This window comes from Streptomyces sp. T39, assembly GCF_008042045.1.
In the GTDB taxonomy this organism is placed as follows: Bacteria; Actinomycetota; Actinomycetes; order Streptomycetales; family Streptomycetaceae; genus Streptomyces.
In genome coordinates this window covers 3,009,458-3,010,326 of record NZ_RDBP01000012.1, presented here as the reverse complement: position 1 = coordinate 3,010,326, position 869 = coordinate 3,009,458, and the positions used below count along the sequence as shown (strand labels likewise).

The window sequence follows — 869 nt, the reverse complement described above, 5'->3', positions numbered from 1 at the left end:
GTCGGGGACGTAGAACACCGGGTCCAGACGGCGGTAGCGGCCGGACTCCTCGTTGTACGACCAGCCGACGCGGTGGCGCATGAACTCGCGGAAGACGAAGATCGGTGCGCTGATGAAGAAGGTCATCGAGTTGTGCTCGAAGGGGCTGCCGTGGCGGTCGCGCATCAGATAGTTGATGAGTCCCTTGGAGCGCTCGGGGTCCTTCGAGAGCTCGTCGAGCGACTGCTCACCCGCTGTGGAGACCCGGGCGGCCCACAGCACGTCGGAGTCACCGGCGGTGTGCTTCACCAGGTCGACCGTGACATCACTGCGGTAGCTGGGCTTGACGTTCTCTGCGGGGGTCTCGCTCACCGGCGGTCCTTCCATGTGCGTCGCTCGGGCGGCGCCCACTCTACGGCGCGCGGTCGGCGGCGGCGGGCCCGGCAGGCGCCCATAGGTGTCCTTCGGCCGATCCGGGGAATTCGGGCACCAAACGATGCGTATGCACGTCTGTACGGATACAAGCGTTCCGCTGTGTACGGATGGCAGTGTTCCGTCCCGAATACCGCAAGGAGAGTCCCTGATGTTCCGGCGCGAGGCCGTCCCGTTCACGTTCGTCGCCGAGGCCGACGCGTTCCGCAGCAACGTCGCTCCCCCGCCCCGGGAACGGCCCAGCACCTCGCAGGTGCTGGCCCGCACGATGGTCGGGCTGACCGTGGTGGCCGGGCTCGTCGGCTCCCTGCTGCTGGGCATGCCCGCGCTGGAGTCGGGTGCCTCCTCGCCGGAACATCAGGGACTCTCCTTGCGGTATTCGGGACGGAACACTGCCATCCGTACACAGCGGAACGCTTGTATCCGTACAGACGTGCATACGCATCGTTTGGTGCCCC

Annotated in this window: 1 protein-coding gene and 1 pseudogene; one reads left to right on the top strand and one right to left on the bottom strand. The window is 66.7% G+C overall.

Translation table 11 applies throughout. The features are described from left to right. Nucleotides 1–351, bottom strand: a 351-nt coding sequence (gene thyX, locus EAO77_RS39995; protein ID WP_261993903.1) for an FAD-dependent thymidylate synthase, incomplete at its 3' end; no start/stop codon positions are given. Nucleotides 352–562: 211 nt separating this feature from the next. Between thyX and EAO77_RS14710 the strand changes: the two are divergent. Continuing rightward, a pseudogene (locus EAO77_RS14710) lies at nucleotides 563–766 on the top strand (hypothetical protein); the annotation flags it as partial. Between the last annotated feature and the right edge of the window lie 103 nt (nucleotides 767–869).